The organism is Ketobacter sp. (assembly GCF_003671495.1).
Classification (GTDB): Bacteria; Pseudomonadota; Gammaproteobacteria; order Pseudomonadales; family Ketobacteraceae; genus Ketobacter.
In genome coordinates this window covers 78,496-95,409 of sequence record NZ_RCHN01000045.1, presented here as the reverse complement: position 1 = coordinate 95,409, position 16,914 = coordinate 78,496, and the positions used below count along the sequence as shown (strand labels likewise).

Genomic DNA, 16,914 nt, shown 5'->3' with positions numbered 1-16,914 from the left:
GTTTTGATTGATTTTCGAACGCAGACAGGGCTCATTGCCAAGCGATTGGTGTATCTTCTGGCCTGGTGTTCCAGTCTCACACTTTTGGTGGTGCTCCGGTTGGAAAACGCACCGGTCTATGTGGCGGTGCTCGCGGTTGTCTCCTTTTTGTGTTGGTATGGCGCCTATCATCTTGCTGCCGGGAACGCCCCGGGCTCGGAACTGCCTGTGGCGGACAGCACCCACGAACCCGCCTATGACCAGAACGGCTCGGTGGACCGGTATTTCGCCCACCTGATCGACAACCTGCAGAAAAACTGGATGCTCTGTGATACTGACCTGGATCATGCCCAGTCCACCCTTAGAAACGTGCATCACGCACTGCTGGAGGCGATTGAAACCGCGAAAAGCACCGGCATGCTGGCGTTGAATTCCATGGCCTCGGCCGCCAACACCGGGGAGGTGGGAAGAGGCTTTGTCACCGTCTCTCGGGACCTGGTGGCCATTAGCGAGCAATCCGGGCGGGACCTGGAAAAAATGCGGGAGATCGTCGCCAGGACCGAGCAGCGTCTGCTCCGTACCCGCCGCATTCTGAGCGCTCCCATGGCGAACTGCCTGGAGTCGGGTGGAGGCAGCTCGATTTCTGAGCTGGTGGTCTCCATCGCCAACATCCAGGGGGCGCAGGAGGAATTGCGGGTCATTGCTGAACGTTATCAGCGCAACAACAAGTCGGATGTGCGCTGGTTGCAGCTGGGTGACGCGGTGCGGCGCCTGCTGAATGAGGTGATTAACGTGCTTTATCAGTTCGAACTGAGGCTCACCGATGTGATTTCAGACCTGCGCCTGGCGCGATTATCCGGCACGCTGAGTGAAAATCAACTACTTGAAATTAAAGGTGGATTCAGCTCTGATAGGGGGGCTGAAGGCATGATTTAAAAATTTATGCCGGAATTTTCGTTTGCATAGTGAAAATGGTCTATGCTCTTAATTAATGGAAGGTTTTTATAACCCTCTGTTGGGTTTATCAACATAAATATTACTTGCTTCTTGAGGTGTAGATAATGGCTATATGGTCTACTGAAGCATCCTCGGGTGAACTGACCATCAAGATCCAGGGACGTTTCGACTTTAGCGCTCACCAGGAGTTTCGAGATGCCTATGAAAAGGTGTCTGAAGATCCCAAAGGCTATATTGTGGACATGAAAGAAACCACCTATCTCGATAGTTCAGCGCTGGGTATGCTATTGCTGTTAAGAGATCATGCCGGAGGGGATAATTCCAGTATTGAGATTGTGAACTGCAATCCCGATGTGAAGAAAATTCTTACTATATCCAACTTCGAACAGTTGTTTACCATTCGCTAGCCCGGAAGTAGTACACCCACCGGTAGGTGGGTGTGGTGTGAACCTATGGATAATCAGGTAAAAGCGGTGGAGACCGAAGGCGAGGCAATTGAGACTCTGCGAATTCTGATCGCAGACGACAACGATTCCGACCGTCTGATACTGCAAACGATTGTCCGCAAGGAAGGCCACATCGTATACACGGCGAAAGACGGGCAGGAAGCCATCGATATTTTCAAGGAGCAATCCCCTGATATCGTGTTGCTGGATGCGCTCATGCCCAACGTGGATGGATTCGAAGCCGCACGCACCATCAAGCAACTGGCCGGGGATAACCTGGTACCCATCATCTTCCTGACCTCCCTGCGTGATGCCACCTCCCTGGCGGATTGTCTGGCGGCCGGTGGATTGGATTTTCTAAGCAAACCCTACAACCGCATCATTCTCCAGGCCAAAATCAAGGCGTTCGCCAGTATGCGGCGTCTGCATGAAACGGTGCAGGCCCAGCGCGACGAGATTTCCCTCCACCATGACCGACTGGTTCATGAGCAGGAAGTGGCCAAGCAGGTGTTCGATAACATCGCGCACCCCGGCTGCATCGATGCCCCCAACATCAAATATCTGTTGTCACCCATGGCGGTGTTCAATGGCGACCTGGTGTTGGCATCCCGTAAGCCTTCCGGTGGCATGTTTGTGTTTCTGGGGGATTTTACCGGCCATGGGTTACCGGCTGCGATCGGCGCCATGCCGGTCTCGGAAATTTTTTATGGTATGGCCCAGAAAGGGTTCTCCCTGCAGGACATCCTCCGCGAAATCAATAAAAAGCTGAAACGGATTCTACCGGTTGGTGTATTCTGCTGTGCCAGTATGGTGGATGTCAGTTTTCGCAAGCATTCGGCCGAAGTGTGGGTGGGGGGGATTCCCGACGTACTGGTTTATCGCAAGCAATCCCGCCAGCTGGAAAACCTCAAGTCCCGCCATTTGCCACTGGGTGTGGTGGATTCCGACCGGTTCAATACGGATACCACTCTGATTCAGCTGGAGAAGGGTGACCGGGTTATGCTCTGGTCTGACGGCATCATTGAAGCCTGCAACCCGCAACAGGAAATGTTCGGTGAAGAGCGGGTGATGGAGGTGCTGCGTAACACCGAGGATGCGGACGCCATGTTTGATAACCTGGTGGCCGCGGTGGAGCGACATACCGGTCGTGGCGAGCAGGATGACGACTACACCATGGTGGAAGTCACCATGGTGGGCGAAGAGGAAATGGGCAATGCCCTGGGCGCCGATGGCAAGTCTTACATGGCGGGCGGGCCCAAGGACTGGAGCATGACCTATGAGCTGCGTCCCCTGACCCTGAAAGAATTCAATCCGCTGCCCCTGATCACCCACCTGTTGATGGAAGTGCCGGGGTTACGCCCGCACAGTGGAAAGATTTATACTATTTTGTCAGAGTTGTACTCCAATGCGTTGGAGCACGGCGTACTGAACCTGCATTCGGACCTGAAAGCTTCGGCGGATGGCTTTGCCCGCTACTACGCCGAGCGCACCCAGAAACTGAATGAGTTGTATGAGGGCTGCGTGCGCTTTCACATCGATCACCACCCTGTGAAGGATGGTGGTGTACTGACCATCGTGGTGGAAGATACCGGGCCCGGGTTTGATTTTAAGTCAAAAGAAGAAAACAGACACAAAACGGAAGGATACAGCGGTCGGGGTATCCCCCTGATTAATACCATGTGCCGGTCGGTTCGTTACCTGGGCAAGGGGAATCAGGTGGAAGTCATTTTCGATTGGCACGTTGATGTTTAGCAATGGGAATGTGAGTATGAGTAATCCAGCGGATCACCTTGATATTGGTGCATTACAGGATCTCAAAGAGATCATGGAAAACGAATTTGAAACCCTGGTGAATACCTTTATTTCGGATTCACAGAACAAGGTGGACGAGTTGGACGCGGTCCTGCAACAACAGGACTGTGATGCGCTGCGCAAGGTGGCCCACAGCCTTAAGGGCTCATCGTCTAACGTCTGTGCGTTCCGTTTGTCGGAATTGGCCCGGCAGCTGGAAATGATGGGCAAAGAAGAAACCCTGGAGGGCGCTGACCAGGTGCTGAGTGCTCTGCGGGTCGAATTCCGCGCGGTCTCCGATATATTGTCCACCAATCTCTGACCGTTTCCGGTCAGAGAAACACCTTGAAGTTGTCTTCCTCGCCTTCATAGCTGGCTTCCATATGACGGGTGTGCATCAATTCCCGCAACCGGGACTCTTCCCTCTCGTCATAGGCATCCACCATCAACAGGGTATCACCTTCCTCCAGGGCATTGTGGAAGCGGGCAATGTGGTGGTTATCACTGGATATCCCGATGAATCCGCCGGCCCAGGTACCAAAGAACGTGAACAGGGCACAAACGAATAGAAAGATGCCCACGCTCATGTGGGAACCCAGCTCGGTGGCGATCAGGTAGGTGGCAAACAAAATGCCGACGCCGAGCCCGGTAATCGCCCCCCAAATACCACTGTGGGGGATGTCCCGTTCATCGAAGATGTCCGCCTGATGGACGTGGGCGGATTGCAGGCCTGCCTGATCGTGGCTGAGAAAGTGTAACTGACCTTCATTGATGCCGGCATCCTGCAGGTCGTTGCTGATGGCGCGAGCGCAGTCGGTGCCGTGAAATAAGTAATAGAGGCGTTTCATTGTCAGGTCTCCCCGTAGGTCCTTTTACGAAAGACGCCTTTAACTATCTGACAAAATTGTCGACCTGTGTAGTGACCATTTTTTATATGCAATGAGCGTTTATAACCTGCTGCAATATCCGATGGTGACACTAACCGTGGCATTTCTTGAACTTGCGGCCACTGCCACACCAGCAGGGATCATTGCGGCCCGGCGCTCGCGTCGGTGCCAGCTGGCCCGAAAGATAATACCAGCGGCCTGTCTCTTTCTTAAAACTGGAGTTTTCTTCCAACACCCCAGGGCTGCCGGAATCCTCATAAACGGCCCGAAATGAAACGGTGCCACGATCATCTTCCTGGCCACCATCCGTTGCGTTCAATATCTGCAAACCCAACCAACGGTGGCGAGCCACTGCCGCCTCCAGTTGGGCGAGTTCATCCGGTGCCCGTTTGCTGGGGTGCAAGGTAGCAAACAGATACTGGGGAAGGCGCTTGGCGAAGGCACTGTAGCGGGATCGCATCAACTGTTCTGCGGTGGTTGGCAGGGCCTGTCCAAGGTGAAAAGGAGCGCAGCACGTTGCATAGGTTCGGTTGCTGCCACAGGGGCAAAGATCTGTCATGATGGGTTGGATTCCTGTTGTCCGGGCCATAGGCTAACGGGTTTTGTTGATGACCGCCAAGTCAGTATGCGGAAATGGACGAAATTTTGCCTGTGAGTGACACTTTTCTTATATGCACGCTAAAAAACTTGCCAAAAACTGCCGGAGTCGGCAACATGCCATGCACTTTCAAACTATCGTTTGAAATCGAACGAAAATAAGTCTCTAGTCGTTAACCCAGTGCGGGAGAAACGTTGATGATATACGAAGGAAAAGCCGTTACGGTCAAACCGTTGGAAGACGGCATTGTTGAATTGAATTTCGATCTGGAAGGCGAGTCGGTTAATAAATTCAACCGCCAGACAGTCGAAGAGCTGGGTGCTGCGGCGGCGGCCATGAAGGCAGACGGTTCCATCAAGGGCATGATCGTCACCAGTGCCAAATCTGTGTTCATCGTGGGTGCAGACATTACTGAGTTTGGTGAACTGTTCACCTCCTCTGAAGAAGAAATCGCCGGTTGGTGCCTCAAGTCCAATCAAGCCTTCAACGCCATTGAAGATCTGCCGTTTCCCACCGTGACTGCCATGAACGGTATCGCATTGGGTGGTGGCCTGGAAATGTGCCTGGCCACAGATTTTCGCGTCATGTCCACCGCGGCCCAGTGTGGTCTGCCGGAAGTGAAGCTGGGTTTGTTTCCCGGTTTTGGCGGCACGGTGCGGATGCCCCGCGTAGTAGGTGTGGACAATGCAGTGGAGTGGGTGGCCGCCGGTGGTCAACACAAGCCGGCCAAAGCGTTGAAAGACGGTGTGGTGGATGCGGTGGTCGAGCCTGACAAACTGCGTGATGCCGCGCTGTCTCTGGTGAAAGACTGCATTGCCGGCAAGATCGATTACAAAGCCAAGCGGCAAGAGAAGCTGGAGCCCCTGAAACTGCCCCCCATGGAGAACATGATGGCGTTCCAGACCTGTTCCGCCATGGTGATGCAGCAGGCCGGTCGCAACTACCCAGCACCGATAGCCGCGGTCCAGGTAATGCAGCAGCACGCCGGCATGACCCGCGACAAAGCACTGGAAATCGAAGCCAAAGGTTTCGCCAAGGTGGCCACCACCACGGTCGCCAACGCCATGATCGGTCTGTTCCTGAATGATCAGGTACTGAAGAAAGTGGCCAGCAAGTGGGAAAAGAAAGCCAAGCCGGTTGGTCAGGCCGCTGTGTTGGGCGCCGGCATCATGGGTGGCGGTATCGCTTATCAGTCCGCCTCCAAAGGCACCCCCATTGTCATGAAAGATATTGCCGACGCGGCCCTGGACCTGGGTATGTCGGAAGCCACCAAACTGTTGGCCAAGCAGGTTTCCCGCGGCAAAGTCGACGCTGCCAAGATGGGCAAAGTCCTGTCCGCCATTCGTCCTACCCTGAACTACGGTGATTTCGGCGGTGTGGACATCGTGGTGGAAGCGGTGGTGGAGAACGTGAAGATCAAGCAAAGCGTGCTGGCGGATGTGGAGAAGCAGGTCAAGGATGGCACTATCCTCGCCTCCAACACCTCAACCATCTCCATCACCAAATTGGCCGAAGCTCTGGAAAAGCCGGAGAACTTCGTCGGTATGCATTTCTTCAACCCGGTGCACATGATGCCACTGGTGGAAGTGATCCGTGGTGAGAAGTCTTCCGATGAAGCGGTGGCCACCACCGTTGCTTACGCTAAGAAAATGGGTAAAACCCCGGTTGTGGTCAACGACTGCCCCGGCTTCCTGGTGAACCGCGTGTTGTTCCCATACTTCGGTGGTTTCGGCATGATGCTGCGTGACGGTGCGGACTTCCAGAAAGTCGATAAAGTCATGGAGCGTTTCGGCTGGCCCATGGGCCCCGCGTACCTGATGGATGTGGTGGGCATCGACACCGGTGTCCATGCTGCTGAGGTCATGGCAGAAGGTTTCCCCGAGCGTATGCAGTACGACCACAAAGACGCCTCTGAAGTGATGTTCGAGAACAAGCGCTTCGGTCAGAAGAACGGCGTTGGTTTCTACAAGTACGAAGTGGACAAGAAGGGCAAGCCCAAGAAAGTGGTGGACCAAACCACCTACGATCTGATTAAGCCTGTTGTAGCTGCCCCGAAAGAGTTCGAAGATCAGGAAATCATTGATCGCCTGATGATTCCCATGTGTCTGGAGCTGGTGCGTTGTCTGGAAGAGAACATCGTGTCCTCGGTAGCCGACGCGGATATGGCGTTGATCATGGGTATCGGCTTCCCACCGTTCCGTGGTGGTGCGCTGAAATACATTGATTCCATTGGTGTGAAAGCGTTTGTTGAGCTGTGCGACAAGTACGCGGATCTGGGCCCTCTGTATGCGCCTACCGCCAAGCTGCGAGACATGGCCGCCAACGGCGAATCGTTCTACAAGTAAGCGGATAGCCAAGGAGACATAGAAATGAGTTTGAATCCAAGAGACGTAGTGATTGTCGACGCTGTCCGTACCCCTATGGGTAAATCCCGTAACGGGCAGTTCCGTAACGTGCGCGCCGAAAAGCTGTCTGCTGAGCTGATCCGTGCACTGCAAAAGCGTAATCCCAACTGGAACCCGGCGGAAACCGAAGATGTGATCTGGGGCTGTGTGAACCAGACCCTGGAGCAGGGCATGAACATCGCCCGCAACATCGCGATTCTGGCGGAGCTGCCGCGCACCGTAGCTGGCCAGACCGTAAACCGGCTGTGTGGTTCTTCCATGCAGGCGCTGCACACTGCCGCCCAGGCCATCCAGACCGGCAACGGTGATGTGTTCGTAGTGGGGGGTGTGGAGCACATGGGTCACGTCGAAATGACCCACGGCGTGGACCTGAACCCGGAGGCCTCCAAATATGTGGCCAAGGCCTCCAACATGATGGGCTTGACCGCAGAAATGCTGGGTCGCATGCACGGTATCTCCCGTCAGGCCATGGATGAGTTCGGGGCCCGCTCCCATCGACTGGCCTGGGAAGCGACCCAGGAAGGCCGCTGGAACAACGAGATTGTGCCCATCGAAGGCCACAATGCCGACGGCTTCAAGGTGCTGTGTGAGATTGACGAAGTCATTCGCCCGGAAACCACAGCAGAAGGCCTGGCCAGTCTGCGCCCGGTATTTGACCCGAAGAATGGTCAGGTCACCGCAGGAACCTCCTCAGCCCTGTCTGACGGCGCCTCCTCCATTCTGGTGATGTCCGCCGAGCGCGCCAAGGCCCTGGGCCTGAAACCCCGTGCCAAGATCCGCTCCATGGCCGTAGCCGGTTGTGATGCGGCGATCATGGGTTACGGCCCGGTGCCGGCCACCCAGAAAGCCCTCAAACGGGCGGGTCTGTCCATCGACGACATCGATTACGTAGAGCTGAACGAAGCCTTTGCGGCCCAGAGCCTGCCCTGCGTAAAAGATCTCAAGCTGGCTGACAAAGTGGAAGACAAAGTGAACCTGAACGGTGGCGCCATCGCCCTGGGGCACCCATTGGGCTGCTCCGGTGCCCGCATTGTCGGTACTCTGTTGAACGTGATGGAGTGGAAAGACGGCAATATCGGCCTGGCCACCATGTGTATCGGCCTGGGTCAGGGGATTGCGACGGTAATCGAGCGGGTTTAAAACCGCTCTCGATCGCGGCTCACCCAGCCCATCGGCCAGCGCCGGATACCCCCTAAGGGCGGTATCCGGCGCTTTGTCGTTTCACGGGCCGGACAAAAAACACTATAATCGCCGATCTTTTCAGCAGCCAATGTGTGTCGCCATCATGAAGGGTCGTCGTTTTTCACCGCAAGAAGCCAGCCTGCTCCAGGAAATCATCCTGAACCGGCGGGATGTGCGGGGAAATCGCTTTCACCCGGATCCGCTTCCTCAAACGGCCATTCAGAGCATTCTGGAGGCGGCGGTCCACGCCCCGTCGGTGGGATTTTCCCAGCCCTGGGAGTTTGTATTGGTCACCGATACCGCCCGCCGCAGAGCCATCCGCGACAGTTTTCAGCAGGAAAACAGTAAAGCCGCTGATCTTTTTGCCGGGGAGCGGGCCGAACTGTATCAGCGCATGAAGCTGGAAGGCATTGTCGAGGCACCTCTCAATATCGCTGTGTTTTACCGGCCATCCACTGCGCCTGTACTGGGCCAGACCAGTATGGATGAGGTGGGTCGCTACAGCGTGGTGTGTGCCATTCAGAACATGTGGTTGATGGCCCGCAGCCTGAACATCGGTATGGGCTGGGTCAGCATCCTGGACCCTGCTGCCATCCGCGGCATACTGCAGGTGCCGAAGGACCGCGAATTAGTCGGCTACCTGTGTCTGGGCTACGTGGATGAATTTTATGACGCACCGGAGCTGGAGCGCCTGCAGTGGGAGCGCCGCCGGGCACTACAGACGCTGGTACATAATGAAACGTATCAGCCACCACAACAGGAAAACTAACCTTTGGGAGTAAAAGATGGACTGGCGTGTGTTTCTCACCATCTTTGTCAGTGTGTTCTTGGCCGAGTTGGGTGACAAAACCCAATTGGCCACCATGTTGTTTGCCTCAGACAAAGCGGTGAGCAAATGGACCGTGTTCCTGGCCTCCGCCTCTGCGCTGGTGGTGGCGGCCGCCATTGGCGTGGCCGCAGGCAGCGTGATTTCCCAGTATGTCAGCGAAAAAGTGCTGTCGATGATTGCTGGAATTGGCTTTATACTGATAGGCGCCTGGGTGCTGATTTTCAGATAAGGTCAACACCCCCAATGGACCATGGGGAACCTGAATGAACACCGAAAAAGTCATCTTCGCATTCTTTATTATCCTGGCTGCCACCCTCAACTTTGGCTTTTTCCTGGGGGAAATCCACGACGCTGACCATCACAACGTCTACGAGTTATTTGCGGCGCTGGTGATCAGCCTGATTGCCACGGTGATGAAATTCGGTGACCGTACTCATCTTGGCGCCGTATTGTTGGCGACCAGTCTGGTGGCGGACTTGCAGCTGATCGTGGCGGCCTGTTTGTGGGCCTACGCCACCAATATTGCCGATGGCGGTATGACCGAAGATCTGATTGCCAGTGTGGTGTCCATGTCCGGGGGAGCACTCCTGGCTAATGTGATCTCCGTGGTATTACTGGTGGTGGAAACCATCACGGTGCGCCGCTAAGCGCTTATGAATTATGTCGCCTATCTGATCCTGCGTCGCCTGCGGGCGCCGCTGATCACCCTGATTGTCATTTACTCCATCTCCGTGCTGGGCTATGTGCTGATACCCGGTGTGGATGACCAGGGCAATCCCTACCGGATGAATTTCTTCCAGGCGTTCTACTTCGTCAGCTTCATGGGGTCCACCATCGGATTTGGCGAGATCCCCTATGAGTTCACCGCGGCCCAACGGTTCTGGACCCTGTTCTGCATCTATGCCACGGTGGTGGGATGGATTTACAGCATTGGTGCCGTCATCGCGACCCTGCGTGACCATACCTTTATCAATCTGATCCAGCGGCATCGCTTTCGTAATCGGGTGGAGCATCTCAAGGAGCCGTTCTACCTGGTCTGCGGCTACGGACTTACCGGCAGCGCAGTGGTGGCAGACCTGGCCCGCCGGGGTATTCAATCGGTAGTGGTGGAGCTGAAACAAAGCCGGATCGACGCGTTGGAGCTGGACAACCTGCCGTTTGACATTCCCAGTTTGTGCGCCAACGCCAGCGAACCGGATGTGGTGCAGGATGCCGGCGTGGCTCTGGAAAACTGTATCGGCGTGTTATGCCTGACAGACGATGACCACGTTAATCTGTACATTGCATTGGCCAGCAAGTTGCTGGCGCCAACACGCATGGTATTGAGTCGGGTGGCCACCCGGGAGTACGCTGGCAACCTGCGCTCATTCAACACCGACCATGTGGTGGACCCGTTTGAAACCTTCGCAGAGTACCTGTGTAATGCGGTGTTTCACCCTTATCGGCAACTGGCCTACAACTGGCTGATCAGCCCCCAGCATCGTTCCCTGCAATCGGTGATGAAGCCGGAAAAAGGGCGCTGGATCATCTGTGGATACGGACGCTTGGGCAAAGCTATTCAGCGTCGCTTTGATCAGCTTGAACTGGAAACCGTGATTGTTGAGCCCAACCCCGATACGCAAAAAATCAAAGATGACCTGTGGGTGGTGAAAGGCCTGGGCACCGAGGCCCATACCTTGATGGAAGCCGGTATCCAGAGTGCAGTGGGCATTGTCGCCGGCACCTCGGACGATGCCAACAACCTCTCCATCGTGTTAACAGCGAAGGATCTTAAAAAGAATCTGATGGTGGTGGCGCGCCAGAACAGTCATCACAATTCACCGGTCTTTAAAGCGGCTTCGATCAACATGATCATGGACCCCAACATCATCGTGGCACAACGCATCATGGCTCTCATCAAGACCCCGTTGCTGATCCGTTTCTTAGAAGAAATCAAACAACATGATGAAGAGTGGTGTGAGAAGCTGGTGCGCCGTTTCGACGTGCTGGTGCGGGATAATCCATTGGACAGCTGGTCTCTCACCATCGATCGGGATACCGCGCCGGCAATGTATGAAATGCTCAGGCACGGGCGGGACATACAAACCCGCCATCTTTCAGTTCATCCCCAGAATCGCGGCGTACAGCTGCCCGCTATGGTGTTGATGGTGGTGCGCAACGGTGCCTATCATGTGCTCCCGGCGGAAGATTTTTGCTTGCGCATCGACGATGAGGTGCTGTTGTGTGGCCGTAGTCACGTGCAGAATCAGATGCTGTGGACGGTGTGCAATTCCAATGTGCTAAAGTATGTGATCAGCGGCCAGGATGAAGGTGGTGGATATCTTTGGCAGCGTCTTTTCAAAAAGAATGAACGGTCGAAAGACATCGGAGGCAGGGTATGAAATCCATTCCCACACTGGCAACAACCATGACCCCATTTCCCTACAGTATTGACGTGAACGAACCACTGCAGGATGCCATTGCCATGATGGAGAAGCAGGGCTTCCATCATTTGCCGGTGACGGAAGCCGGCAAGTTGGTGGGCGTGCTCACGGATCGGGATATCAAATTTGTGGCGTCACCATTCAGCAGCGCGTCACTGGAAGACGAACTCTATGTTAAGGACATCTACAGCTCGCGCACCTATGTGGTGGATATCCACAGCCCTTTGGAAAATGTACTCAAAGTCATGGCGGACAAGCATCTCGGCTCGGCACTGATCACTAAAAATGAGAAACTGGCGGGGATTCTGACGCACAACGATGTGTTCCGAAAATTCGCCGAGGTTCTGATCAAACTCAAATCCAAACCTGATGGTAACGATGCCGCGTAATCCCTGGTATAACCCGGATAAACCCCATCATACCCGGAGTGGTTTCTGCAACCCACCCGGAAGCCCGACCCGACCGCCCCTCAGTGCGGAGGTCGCCCGCGAAGCGGCCCACTTCGCAGGAGAGTTACTGCGTCTGGCGGGCAAGAACCCGTTGCCGCCGGACCATGTGTTACCAGAAGACGAGGCCTTGAACGGGTATCGGGCAGCAGGGGACCAGGACAAAATCCTCTGGCTGGGCCATGCCAGCTTTTTGATTCAACTGGATGGCGTCACCTTGTTGACCGACCCTTACCTGACAGATTATGCCTCCCCGCTACCTTCACGCAGCACCAAACGCCTGGTGCCGCCTGCGGTTGCCATTGCACGACTGCCGCCGGTGGATTGCATCCTGGTGTCCCACAATCATTACGATCATTTGGATACCCGTGCTCTGGAGCGTTTGGCGGCGCGCTTTGGCCAGGCGCAGGTGGTGGTGCCCCTGGGGTTGAAGTCGTTGTTGCAGAAACAGGGTTTCAGCCAGGTGACGGAGTTGGACTGGTACGCAGACGTGAAAGCGGCGTCGTGCCGGGTGACGGCCTTACCGGCCATTCACATGTCCCGTCGCGGGATGTTCGATCTCAACAAAACCTTGTGGTGTGGCTTTTCCCTTGAGAGCGAGAAGCGGCGGATATACTTTGCTGGAGATACCGCCTATGGGCCCGTGTTTCGGGAAATCGGAGACCACTTCGATGGGTTCGACCTGGGGCTGGTACCCATTGGCGCCTACCAGCCAAGAACCCTGATGTCATCGGTCCACACTACGCCGGAAGAGGCGGTTCAAATCGGTGAAGACATTGGTGCCCGCCGCTTGATCGGCATGCATTGGGGCACTATCCGGCTGACCACTGAGCCCATGATGGAACCGAAAGAGCGCTTCCTGGCGGCGAACACCCATGTGCCCTGCGGTGTGCTCAGGATTGGCGAAACTCTGACGCTTTTCTGAAATAAATATTTGCAGGTCGTAACGGGCTGAAAGCGTTTACTTATCCGGGAATTCCGCCGCCGAGCCCGTTCGGGGAAGGTTAAGTTTGTAGCACCGTTAGCGTAGACTGACGAAAAGCCTTCAGGTGGTTGCCCTTGTTAGTAGAGATGCAGGGGGCGCTCAAGCGCCTCATTCTGATCCATCGATTTTTAAGGGAATTCAACAAGCAGAGAACGCTCTGCGAAACCAGGACGGACCTCTTCGAATTGCTGTGTCGACTGGCGGTGCAGCAGGGCGGCTATCGTTTCGCCTGGGTCGGTATACAGCATGGGGATCGGGTGGTCCCCGTGGTTCAATCCGGCGGATTGGGGAACGCGCCGCAATTGTCTTGTGGCGAATCCAAACAGCAATCCGACCCGGTGGTCCGCGCCATTTTCAGCAATCAGGCAGCGGTGCTGACATTGAGTCCCGACCAGGTGCTGCCGGCGTATTGGAGCACGCTGATCCGGCAGGAGCAGCTGCGCGCGGTGGCCGTGATTCCGATTCGCTTCAAGCAGAAATCCGTTGGTGTGCTGGTGCTGTGCTCTCAGTGGGAAGACGATTTTTCAGACCTCTACAGTTTCACGCTGGCAGAGCTGGAAGAAGACGTCAGCACGGCACTGGACAGGCTGGATGAGTATGCCCACCGACTTGATATGGAGCTCCAACTTAAGCAACTGCACCAGGCTGTAGAGAGCAGTGCCACCTCGGTGGTGGTAACCGACACCCAGGGCTTTATTCAATACGCAAATCCCTTTTTCTCCGAGCTGACTGGCTATGATGTTATCGACGTTTTGGGCTTGAGCTACCTTTCGTTCATCCCCAATGACTTTAATGCGTCCATCGTCAATGACATGCAACAGAGTCTGGCGGAAGGCAGGCAATGGCGAGGCGAGGTGCGAATTCTGGCCAGCGACGGCAGCTCCATGTGGGTGTATCAGCAAGTGTCACCAGTAAGTGATAACCAGGGTGTGGCTACCCGCTATGTTTGTACCCTGGTGGACCACACCGAGTTACATGAGGCCCATGCCACGATTGAAATGCTGGCCTACTACGATGAGTTAACCGGTCTCCCCAACCGGCGCCTGTTCCTGGACCGCCTGCAACAGGAAATCAACGGCGCGACCCGGGACAACCGGCACTTTGCGGTGTGCTTCCTGGACCTGGATGGATTCAAGGATGTGAATGACAGCCTTGGTCATGAGGCGGGGGATGAATTGTTGCGGGTGGTGGCGCGGCGCATCCGGGAGCAGGTCCGAACCAAGGATACAGTGGCACGCCTGGGGGGTGACGAGTTCACCCTGATCGTAACGGACCTCAAGCACCTGCAGGATTGCGCCCGGGTGGCAACCAATATTATTAAAGCATTACAAATGCCGATTCCCGTCAACGGCAAAGAGGTGGTGGTAACCACCAGTATCGGCATCGCCAATTTTCCTGTTGATGGAAACAATATAGTCGATCTTTCCCGCCATGCGGATATGGCGATGTACCATGCCAAAGCCAAAGGTCGCAATAATTTTCAGTTTTTCACAGCAGCCCTCAACCGTGAAGTGGAGCGGCGGGTGGAACTGGAGGCCAGATTGCACCAGTCTTTCACTACCGGTCAGTTGGAGCTGCGCTTGCAGCCACAAATGGATGGCATGGATGGCTCTCTACATGCGGTGGAATCGGTGCTGCACTGGCCGGCTCTGACTGAATTTGGGATTCACCAGGATGAGGTCTATGAACATCTTGAAAGCGCCGGCATGTTGGCGGAGGTGTTCGAGTGGACGTTGATGCAGGCGTGTCAGGAAACATCCAGATTGCATCAACAATTCGGTGTCAACTTTCGCCTGGGGGTGCGGCTGCCGCGGCTGATCCTGCGCAACCGGGATCAGCTGTTCAGTTTTCTGGAGCGTTGTCTGGCCATTACCGGACTTCAATATGACACCATTCAGTTCGAGGTGCCGGAAACCGCACTGAACGACGAATTCAATTCCATCACCGGTACTTTGCATGAATTACGCAGTCGTGGCGCAGCCATTGCCATCGATCGCTTTGGTATGGGGGGCACCTCATTGCGCCTGCTCAGCCGATTCAAAGTGGATGTCCTGAAAATTGACAAGAGCCTGATGGCTGATCTGATGACGGACCGCAACGACGCAGCGGTGGCGTCGGCCATCATTACTCTGGCTCATCAGCTCAATATCAAAGTGCTGGCCACTGGAGTGGAGACTCTGGCGCACTTTCAATATCTGGAGCGCTATTGGTGTGATTTCTTACAAGGCGATTACCTGGCACCGGCCATGAGCGTCACCCAGTTCCAGCGCTACCTGGCCCGTTATTGCGAGCAGGGCTTTCAGGCCGGGTGACGTGCTCCCATGCATCATCTTCTGTAGCGTTTCAGCGGGAAAATCGCTTGCGATACTCCGTGGGGGAGAGCGCCACTTCACGTTTGAACAGTCTACGGAAAGAGCTGACGTCCACGTAACCCACCTTTTCGGTTATGTCGTCCACGCTCAACGCGGTGGATTCCAGTAACCGTTTGGCTTCGTCAATACGCAACTTCTGAAAATACTGTTTGGGTGGTTTGCCGGTGGCCTGATTAAAGCGGCGAATGAACGTGCGCGGGCTCACGGCCAATTGGCTCGCAAGCGCGTCCAGCTGAAACTCCTGATCCAGATTTTCCTGCATCCACTGCACCGCGTTTTTTACCAGCTCATCCTGCTGCTTGAAATGGTGAGGCACGGGAATGTAGGGAGCCTGGGTGGACTCCTTGTTCTGCAACATCACGGTTTTGGCGCAACACTTTGCGATGCTGGGGCCGGCGAACCGTTCAATCAAGCGAATGCACAGATGCATATAGGCAGTCACCGCCCCAGAGCAGTAAACATTATTTTGCTCGGTGACCATTTTTTCCAGTCGCAGATGCACTTTGGGGAACGAGTGAGTGAAGTGATGGGCCAGCCACCAGCTGGTAGTTGCCTCGTAACCGTCCAGCAAACCGGTGTCCGCCAACAGGAAGGAGCCACTGCAATTGGAGGCGATGGCGGCGCCCCTGGCGTGGTGGGTCTTGATCAGGTTGCCCATCACACTGCGCATCTCTTCGGTCTTTTTGGTGACCTCATAACCAAACGCATGGTCGATGCCGGGAATGAGGCAGATGTCAGGAGTGCCAGCTTCTTCGTAGCGACCGTCCACTGCGATGGTGATGCCGGTGGAGGTGTGCACGGGTTTGCCGTCCGGTGAGTATATTTTCCACGAAAACAATGGACTACCAGGATTTTCCTTGCGCACTCGCTGGTGGATATTGGCGATGTGAAAGACATCTGTCGGGCCAGTGATCGAAGTCGATAAGCATCCATCATATGCGAATATTGCCAGCTTAGTGGTCATTTTATTCTCTCCGTAATGGCAAAAGAAGCATTCATATTGTCATAAATGCCACTTTTGCATGCCTGCGTCAAGGACTAATCTGAATCCCGGCTACAAACTTCGCGGATCAAATGCTTGCGTACCAAATGGGAGGACGCTTTATGGCAACGACAACCCGCTCCATCCACACCATCGGGGATATGGGCACCCCGGATTTCAGTTCCTGTCCGGTCAGCCGCGGCATGCTGCTTTCCGCATTCAGTGAAAACGTAGCGATTACCCTGGACGTGATTCTGCGCGCCGTCGCGGGGGGGCTGTTGTTCTGGTTGCTGGGCTATGGCTTGCCGGTGCCGCCGGGATTGAGTTTTTTTGCGGCTTTAAGTGCCTCTCTGGGTGTGCTGTATCTGGCCAATCTGGCCGACGTCAATAACGTGCGTGATGGCATTATCTCTACAGTGTCTGCGTTTCTCGTTTGGGGCATCCTGGCGTTTGATGCCAACAACGCAGCCCTGGTGGGGCTCACCTTGTTTGCACACCTGATGGTGGCTTTTTTCGCAGGCTTTGCCCGCGTCTCCGGCAGCTTGAGGGACATGGCCTTGTGGCCGGTTCTGTTCGGTGGGCTGGGTATCACGCTGGTGGGTTTTGTTGATCTGTTTTTGATTTAAGGTAAT

The 16,914-nt window shown here is 55.2% G+C and carries 17 protein-coding genes; 14 read left to right on the top strand and 3 right to left on the bottom strand.

Features of this window, described 5'->3' with window-relative positions; translation table 11 throughout:
* The first annotated feature begins 3 nt into the window (after nt 1-3).
* From D9N14_RS20755 to D9N14_RS20740, 4 genes are all read left to right on the top strand, one after another.
* Nucleotides 4-915, top strand: coding sequence for a hypothetical protein (locus tag D9N14_RS20755; RefSeq protein WP_290583394.1), 912 nt, complete (start codon nt 4-6; stop codon nt 913-915).
* Nucleotides 916-1,040: 125 nt separating this feature from the next.
* Nucleotides 1,041-1,343: an STAS domain-containing protein gene (locus D9N14_RS20750; RefSeq protein WP_156871627.1), complete on the top strand. Its 303-nt coding sequence runs from the start codon at nt 1,041-1,043 to the stop codon at nt 1,341-1,343.
* Between the two features lie 45 nt (nt 1,344-1,388).
* A complete protein-coding gene (locus D9N14_RS20745; RefSeq protein ID WP_290583388.1) occupies nt 1,389-3,134 on the top strand; it encodes a fused response regulator/phosphatase in 1,746 nt (581 codons plus the stop codon).
* A gap of 16 nt (nt 3,135-3,150) precedes the next feature.
* Complete coding sequence (locus tag D9N14_RS20740; RefSeq protein WP_290583386.1) at nt 3,151-3,495, top strand: Hpt domain-containing protein; 345 nt, start codon at nt 3,151-3,153, stop codon at nt 3,493-3,495.
* A gap of 10 nt (nt 3,496-3,505) precedes the next feature.
* Here D9N14_RS20740 and D9N14_RS20735 read toward each other — a convergent pair whose 3' ends face one another.
* The gene (locus D9N14_RS20735; RefSeq protein WP_290583384.1) at nt 3,506-4,021 is read right to left on the bottom strand and encodes a hypothetical protein; all 516 of its coding nucleotides are present in this window, start codon (nt 4,019-4,021) and stop codon (nt 3,506-3,508) included.
* Between the two features lie 130 nt (nt 4,022-4,151).
* Nucleotides 4,152-4,619 (bottom strand): YchJ family protein, encoded by a 468-nt coding sequence (locus D9N14_RS20730; RefSeq protein ID WP_290583382.1) that lies wholly within the window; start codon nt 4,617-4,619, stop codon nt 4,152-4,154.
* A 236-nt stretch (nt 4,620-4,855) separates the two neighbouring features.
* Here D9N14_RS20730 and fadB point away from each other — a divergent pair, with 236 nt between their 5' ends.
* From fadB to D9N14_RS20685, 9 genes are all read left to right on the top strand, one after another.
* Nucleotides 4,856-7,003, top strand: a complete 2,148-nt coding sequence (gene fadB / locus D9N14_RS20725) for a fatty acid oxidation complex subunit alpha FadB (RefSeq protein ID WP_290583380.1) — start codon at nt 4,856-4,858, stop codon at nt 7,001-7,003.
* 24 nt (nt 7,004-7,027) lie between these two features.
* Nucleotides 7,028-8,203, top strand: a complete 1,176-nt coding sequence (fadA, locus tag D9N14_RS20720; RefSeq protein ID WP_290583378.1) for an acetyl-CoA C-acyltransferase FadA — start codon at nt 7,028-7,030, stop codon at nt 8,201-8,203.
* Nucleotides 8,204-8,348: 145 nt separating this feature from the next.
* Nucleotides 8,349-9,014, top strand: a complete 666-nt coding sequence (gene bluB / locus D9N14_RS20715) for a 5,6-dimethylbenzimidazole synthase (RefSeq protein ID WP_290583376.1) — start codon at nt 8,349-8,351, stop codon at nt 9,012-9,014.
* Between the two features lie 16 nt (nt 9,015-9,030).
* Nucleotides 9,031-9,303: a TMEM165/GDT1 family protein gene (locus D9N14_RS20710; protein WP_290583374.1), complete on the top strand. Its 273-nt coding sequence runs from the start codon at nt 9,031-9,033 to the stop codon at nt 9,301-9,303.
* Between the two features lie 34 nt (nt 9,304-9,337).
* Nucleotides 9,338-9,721, top strand: coding sequence for a DUF6394 family protein (locus tag D9N14_RS20705; RefSeq protein WP_290583372.1), 384 nt, complete (start codon nt 9,338-9,340; stop codon nt 9,719-9,721).
* Nucleotides 9,722-9,727: 6 nt separating this feature from the next.
* Entirely contained in the window at nt 9,728-11,455 is a 1,728-nt protein-coding gene (locus D9N14_RS20700) for a potassium channel family protein (RefSeq protein ID WP_290583370.1), read from the top strand.
* Nucleotides 11,452-11,886, top strand: a complete 435-nt coding sequence (locus tag D9N14_RS20695; RefSeq protein WP_290583368.1) for a CBS domain-containing protein — start codon at nt 11,452-11,454, stop codon at nt 11,884-11,886. Before D9N14_RS20700 ends, D9N14_RS20695 begins: the two co-directional genes overlap by 4 nt.
* Entirely contained in the window at nt 11,876-12,868 is a 993-nt protein-coding gene (locus D9N14_RS20690; RefSeq protein WP_290583366.1) for an MBL fold metallo-hydrolase, read from the top strand. Before D9N14_RS20695 ends, D9N14_RS20690 begins: the two co-directional genes overlap by 11 nt.
* A gap of 134 nt (nt 12,869-13,002) precedes the next feature.
* Nucleotides 13,003-15,240 (top strand): putative bifunctional diguanylate cyclase/phosphodiesterase, encoded by a 2,238-nt coding sequence (locus tag D9N14_RS20685; RefSeq protein ID WP_290583364.1) that lies wholly within the window; start codon nt 13,003-13,005, stop codon nt 15,238-15,240.
* A 31-nt stretch (nt 15,241-15,271) separates the two neighbouring features.
* Here D9N14_RS20685 and D9N14_RS20680 read toward each other — a convergent pair whose 3' ends face one another.
* On the bottom strand, nt 15,272-16,264 hold the full coding sequence (locus D9N14_RS20680; protein ID WP_290583362.1) for a GlxA family transcriptional regulator: 993 nt from the start codon (nt 16,262-16,264) through the stop codon (nt 15,272-15,274).
* A gap of 140 nt (nt 16,265-16,404) precedes the next feature.
* Between D9N14_RS20680 and D9N14_RS20675 the strand changes: the two genes are divergently transcribed.
* Nucleotides 16,405-16,908 carry a hypothetical protein gene (locus D9N14_RS20675; RefSeq protein WP_290583360.1) on the top strand — a complete coding sequence of 168 codons (504 nt, stop codon included), beginning with the start codon at nt 16,405-16,407 and terminating at the stop codon, nt 16,906-16,908.
* Nucleotides 16,909-16,914: the final 6 nt, after the last annotated feature.

Excerpts from the sequence above, each read along its gene's own strand:
- D9N14_RS20750 (WP_156871627.1), top strand. The coding sequence starts at position 1,041 with ATGGCTATATGGTCTACTGAAGCATCCTCGGGTGAACTGACCATCAAG.
- D9N14_RS20745 (WP_290583388.1), top strand. The coding sequence starts at position 1,389 with ATGGATAATCAGGTAAAAGCGGTGGAGACCGAAGGCGAGGCAATTGAG.
- D9N14_RS20740 (WP_290583386.1), top strand. The coding sequence starts at position 3,151 with ATGAGTAATCCAGCGGATCACCTTGATATTGGTGCATTACAGGATCTC.
- D9N14_RS20735 (WP_290583384.1), bottom strand. The coding sequence starts at position 4,021 with ATGAAACGCCTCTATTACTTATTTCACGGCACCGACTGCGCTCGCGCC.
- D9N14_RS20730 (WP_290583382.1), bottom strand. The coding sequence starts at position 4,619 with ATGACAGATCTTTGCCCCTGTGGCAGCAACCGAACCTATGCAACGTGC.
- fadB (WP_290583380.1), top strand. The coding sequence starts at position 4,856 with ATGATATACGAAGGAAAAGCCGTTACGGTCAAACCGTTGGAAGACGGC.
- fadA (WP_290583378.1), top strand. The coding sequence starts at position 7,028 with ATGAGTTTGAATCCAAGAGACGTAGTGATTGTCGACGCTGTCCGTACC.
- bluB (WP_290583376.1), top strand. The coding sequence starts at position 8,349 with ATGAAGGGTCGTCGTTTTTCACCGCAAGAAGCCAGCCTGCTCCAGGAA.
- D9N14_RS20710 (WP_290583374.1), top strand. The coding sequence starts at position 9,031 with ATGGACTGGCGTGTGTTTCTCACCATCTTTGTCAGTGTGTTCTTGGCC.
- D9N14_RS20705 (WP_290583372.1), top strand. The coding sequence starts at position 9,338 with ATGAACACCGAAAAAGTCATCTTCGCATTCTTTATTATCCTGGCTGCC.
- D9N14_RS20700 (WP_290583370.1), top strand. The coding sequence starts at position 9,728 with ATGAATTATGTCGCCTATCTGATCCTGCGTCGCCTGCGGGCGCCGCTG.
- D9N14_RS20695 (WP_290583368.1), top strand. The coding sequence starts at position 11,452 with ATGAAATCCATTCCCACACTGGCAACAACCATGACCCCATTTCCCTAC.
- D9N14_RS20690 (WP_290583366.1), top strand. The coding sequence starts at position 11,876 with ATGCCGCGTAATCCCTGGTATAACCCGGATAAACCCCATCATACCCGG.
- D9N14_RS20680 (WP_290583362.1), bottom strand. The coding sequence starts at position 16,264 with ATGACCACTAAGCTGGCAATATTCGCATATGATGGATGCTTATCGACT.
- D9N14_RS20675 (WP_290583360.1), top strand. The coding sequence starts at position 16,405 with ATGGCAACGACAACCCGCTCCATCCACACCATCGGGGATATGGGCACC.